Source organism: Bradyrhizobium sp., assembly GCF_035484855.1.
In the GTDB taxonomy this organism is placed as follows: Bacteria; Pseudomonadota; Alphaproteobacteria; order Rhizobiales; family Xanthobacteraceae; genus Bradyrhizobium.
Map to the genome: position 1 here is coordinate 1 of NZ_DATHOP010000065.1, position 4884 is coordinate 4884.

The 4884-nt window shown below is 64.9% G+C and carries 4 protein-coding genes; 2 read left to right on the forward strand and 2 right to left on the reverse strand.

Going from position 1 to position 4884, the window contains the following annotated elements:
• A partial coding sequence (locus VK804_RS07645; protein ID WP_325369519.1) for an NtaA/DmoA family FMN-dependent monooxygenase occupies nt 1-940 on the forward strand: 940 nt, incomplete at its 5' end.
• 154 nt (nt 941-1094) lie between these two features.
• On the opposite strand, the gene VK804_RS07650 is transcribed toward VK804_RS07645, so the two are convergent.
• The gene (locus tag VK804_RS07650; protein ID WP_325369520.1) at nt 1095-2753 is read right to left on the reverse strand and encodes a thiamine pyrophosphate-binding protein; all 1659 of its coding nucleotides are present in this window, start codon (nt 2751-2753) and stop codon (nt 1095-1097) included.
• Nucleotides 2754-2888: 135 nt separating this feature from the next.
• Nucleotides 2889-3392 (reverse strand): GFA family protein, encoded by a 504-nt coding sequence (locus VK804_RS07655; RefSeq protein ID WP_325369522.1) that lies wholly within the window; start codon nt 3390-3392, stop codon nt 2889-2891.
• Nucleotides 3393-3572: 180 nt separating this feature from the next.
• On the opposite strand from VK804_RS07655, the gene VK804_RS07660 reads away from it, so the two are divergent.
• Nucleotides 3573-4424, forward strand: a complete 852-nt coding sequence (locus VK804_RS07660) for an SDR family NAD(P)-dependent oxidoreductase (protein WP_325369524.1) — start codon at nt 3573-3575, stop codon at nt 4422-4424.
• Nucleotides 4425-4884: the final 460 nt, after the last annotated feature.

Sequence of the window (4884 nt, forward strand, 5' to 3'; positions counted from 1 at the left end):
GCAGACCGCACATGACGACCGTTACGATGTCGCCGACGAATATATGGAGGTGGTCTACAAGCTCTGGGAAGGCAGCTGGGAGGACGATGCGGCGCTGCGCGATCGCGCGCGCAGTATTTTCGCGGACCCTGCGAAGGTGCATCGTATCAGGCACGAGGGAAACAATTACCGCGTCGACGCCATCCACCTCAGCGAACCGTCGCCGCAGCGCACGCCGGTGCTGTATCAGGCCGGCACCTCGCCGCGCGGACGGCAGTTCGCCGCCGAGCACGCCGAATGCGTGTTCATGTCGGGACCCTCGGCCAAGATCATCGCGCCGCGCGTGGCGGCGATCCGCGAACTCGCCGCGAAAGCCGGGCGCAACCCGGCCGAAATCCTGATGTTCAGCATGTTCACCATCATTCTCGGGCGCACCGAGGCCGAGGCCAAGGCCAAATACGCCGACTATCGCAGCCACGTCAGCCCGGAGGGCGCGCTCACCCTGATGTCGGGCTGGACCGGCGTCGATTTCTCGACCTACGATCTCGACCAGGAGGTGCGCCACGTCCAGAACGACGCCGGCCGCAGCGCGATGGACAACATCACCCGCGCCGATCCGGACCGGGTCTGGACCGTGCGCGAGGTCGCCCAGCATGTCGGCATCGGCGGCATCGGGCCGGTCGCGATCGGCACGCCCGAAAAGGTCGCCGACCAGATCGAGGCGTGGTTCGATCAGACCGATGTCGATGGCCTGAACGTGCCGTTTGCGGTTTCGCCCGGCGATTTCGCCGACATCACCGACATGCTGGTGCCGGAACTGGTGCGGCGCGGGCGTTACAAGGACGCTTACGCCAAGGGCACGTTGCGCGAAAAACTGTTCGGCCAGGGCCGCGCGCGGCTCGCAGCACCTCATCCGGCGGTGCAGTACCGGCCGGGCGTGAGGGCGAAGGCGGCGGAGTGACGCACGCGGCAAATTCCAGACTACGCCCGTCATCCTGAGGTGCGAGCCTCTTCGGCGAGCCTCGAAGGATGACAGCCCGCGGCCCATCCTTCGAGGCTCGCCCAGCGGTGCAAGTGCACCGCAAGGCTCGCGCCTCAGGATGACGGTGGAATTCTCACACCGTCCCGTCAACCACCACCTCGATCAGTTTGGCGCCGGGCCGCTTGAATGCCGAGGTCAACGCGGGCTTCAAATCTTTTGCCTCGGTGATCCGCATCGCCTCGAGCCCGAGCGATTTTGCGATGCCGACGAAATCCACCGGCGGATCGGCGAAGTCCATGCCGACATAATTATTGTCGCCGTGGAAGGCGAGCAGCCGCTGCTTGATGATACGGTAGCCGCCATTGTTGCAGATCACCACGGTCAGCGGCAGCTTGTGATGTGCCGCGGTCCATAGCGCCTGGATCGAATACATCGCGCTGCCGTCGCCGGAGAAACACACCACCGGCCGGTCCGGATTGGCCATGCTGACGCCGACGGAAGCCGGCAGGCCCCAGCCGATGCCGCCGGACGCCAGCGCGTGATAGCCGTAACGGTCGCGATGCGGGCGCAGCGCCAGCATCTGCCGCCCGGACGTCAGCCCTTCGTCGACCAGGATGGCGTTGTCCGGCATCGCCTCGACCACCTGCAGCGTCAGGTAATCCGGATCGATCGGCGAGCGGTCTTTGGCCCTGGATATCTGCTCCACCAGCGGCCCGCGCCGCGCCGACCAGTTTTTTGCGGCCAGCGCCGCGATCCCCCGCTTCGCGCGCGCCTCCAGCGCGCCACCGCCGACAGCCTTCAGCGCCGGCACCAGCACGCGCAGGGTTTCCCTGACGTCGGCTTTCAGTGCGATCTCGGCCCCGTAATTCTTGGCGAGGTCGTTGTCGACGAGGCCGATTTGTACGATCGGCATGCCCTGCGGCAGCGGATCGACTTCGCTGTAGACCGACATCCGCAGGGGATCGGCGCCGAGCACGATCATCAAATCGTAGGGCGACAGCACTTCGCGCACCTGCTTCTGCAGCCGCGTCAGCGCGCCCATGAAGCACGGGCTTTCCGACAGAAAACTCGCGCCATAGGGCGTCGACGACTGATAGGCGGGACAGCCGAGCGTCTCGGCCAATGAAGCAGCCTCCTGCAACGCGTCGCTTTTCACGATCTCGTCCCCGGTGATGATGACGGGACGCTCCGCTTTCAGGATGCGCGCGGCCAGCGCCTGCAGCGCCTCGTCGGAAGGCCTGACCCTGGTATCGACGCGGGTCGAGCGGCCGAGTTCGATGCCGGCCTCCGAATTGAGGATATCGCCGGGCAGCGAGATGAACACCGGGCCGGTCGGCGGGGTGGTCGCGATCTTGGCGGCGCGGCGCACAATCCGCGGCAGGTCTTCCAGCCGCGTCACCTCGACCGCCCATTTCACCACCGGCTTTGCCATCTCCACCAGTGGCCCATACAGCACCGGCTCCATCAGGCCGTGGCCCTGCTCCTGCTGGCCGGCAGTCAGGATCATCGGCGTGCCGGTGAAACTGGCGTTGAACAGCGAGCCCATCGCGTTCCCCAGCCCCGGTGCGACATGGACGTTGCAGGCGACCAGCCGTCCCGAGGCGCGGGAAAAACCGTCCGCGATCGCCACCACCAGGCTTTCCTGCATCGCCATCACATAAGTGAGATCGGGATGATCCTTCAGCGCGTGCATGATCGGCAATTCGGTGGTGCCGGGATTGCCGAACAGATGGGTGATGCCCTCGTCCTTGAGCAGCGCAAGGAATGCCGAGCGCCCGGTGATGCGATTCATGAAATTCCTCCCGTTGCCGCGGCCGTTCCCGTCGGGCTTTTGCCATCATGGCTGATTGGAGATACTGAGATCAAGGAAGCCCGCTCATGGCTGCCCTGCGCGGAGGAGGCCGGCCGCCGCGGCTCGACGAGGCGTTCATGGCTCTGCACGGCTGAGCTCGAATGGGTCATCACCGACCCGGCGCTTTTTCTTTTTCGAGCGCTGCCAGACCACGCCGGGAAAGCCTTTCAGCGGCACCAGCGGCTCGCCGGTATAGGCCCATTCCTGCAGTTCCTCGATCGCGATGTGGTAGAGCGGCTGCCGGCCGGTGCGCCCCGAAAACAGCGCGCGCGGGATGTTCACCATATGCGGCGAGCGCGCGCGCTCGTAAGTGAGCGGCGAGCCGCAACGGGTGCAGAAGCTGCGTAAGGCTTTCGTGGCCTTGTCCTCGTGGCGCGCAATGTGGGTCTTGCCCTTGGTGATGCGGAAGCGCTTGCGCCAGCTGCCGACATAGGTCGCATACGCCGCGCCATGCGCGCGGCGGCTGGTGACCGAATGATCGTGCCAGGCCCAGCGCGCCGGCGTATCGATCTCGAACTGGACGGCGCCGCACAGGCATTGGCCGTGCGAGACACCGGCTGCTGTCGCTGCTTTTGCCATGAAGTACTCCGTCATTCCGGGGCGATGCGCAGCATGTAGCCGGTTCGCCCATTCCGCAAAAGGCTGGACGGCACGATCACGGCGGGCGAGGACCTCCCATGCGGTTACGGGCGTAGTGGGCCCGTCGCGTTGTCATAATTTGCTGTCAATTGAGCCATCCATCCCATCCGGAGAATCCGCGTGCCACATCCCGCCATGTCACCCAATAACGTCGCCGTCATCACCGGGGGTGCGTCCGGACTGGGTCTGGCGGCCGCGATGCGGTTCGCCCGATCCGGCATGAAGGTCTGCATCGCCGATCTGGCCGGCGATCGCCTCACCGGGGCCGAAGCGAAGCTTGCCTCGATCACGCTTGGAGGCGCTGCCAATATCATGGCTGTCGCCACCGACGTCAGCCGCATGGAGGATGTCGCCTCCCTCGAAGCTGCGGTGCGAAATCGTTTCGGCGGCACCGATGTGCTGATGAACAATGCCGGCATCGGCCCTGACAGCTCGAGCTTCGGCCCACTGGAGCACTGGCAACGCATTCTCGCTGTCAATCTCTGGGGCGTGATTCACGGTACCCAGGTTTTTGCGCCTCGCATGATCGAGCGCGGGCGGTCCGGCCTCATCATCAACACCGGCTCCAAGCAGGGCATCACGACGCCTCCCGGCAATCCCGCCTACAACGTCTCCAAGGCCGGCATAAAAGCGCTGACGGAGGCGCTGCAACACGAACTGCGCAACACCGCAGGCCACAAGATCAGCGCGCATCTGCTGATCCCCGGTCACGTCTTCACCGGGCTGACCGCGCGCGGCCGCACCGAAAAGCCGGCAGGCGCCTGGACGCCGGAGCAGACCGTCGACTTCATGATCGAGCGGGTGGAAGCCGGCGACTTCTACATTCTCTGCCCCGACAACGACGTGCCGCGACAACTCGACGAGCGCCGCATCCTGTGGGCGGCCTCCGACATCGTCGAGAACCGCCCCGCGCTGTCGCGCTGGCATCCGGACTACGCCGAGGCGTTTGCGGAATTCGTGAAGCGGGGGTGAGGCCGGTGGGAACATGCGGCGTCCTCGCCGCATAAAAAGCCGTCATCAAACAGCTAACACCGTCATTGCGGGCGCAAGCGAAGCAATCCATCGTGCAACAAGAAGAAAGAAAGAAAGAGTGGATTGCTTCGTCGCATCCGCCTTCGCCCGAAGGCGGGCTTCGGCGGACAAGAGTGCTCCTCGCAATGACGATCAGACATGAGTTCGCGATCTCGCCGCGAGCGTCGCGCGAGGTATTGGTTTATTTCCCGCCCTTTCCAAACAAAGGGCGCAGGGAATGCCGGGCGGCCGATGCGCCCGATAGCCACGTGTGCAATGAGTAGTGGTAGAGCGCACACGCGTTAGCAGGTCACACCGGAATCACCCGGCATTCCCCACGCAATGGTTTACGGATTATGGGCGCGCTCTCCCCGGTGCTCGGGCTCTTTGGCCACCGTCACCCCTGAGAAGCTTGCTTCTC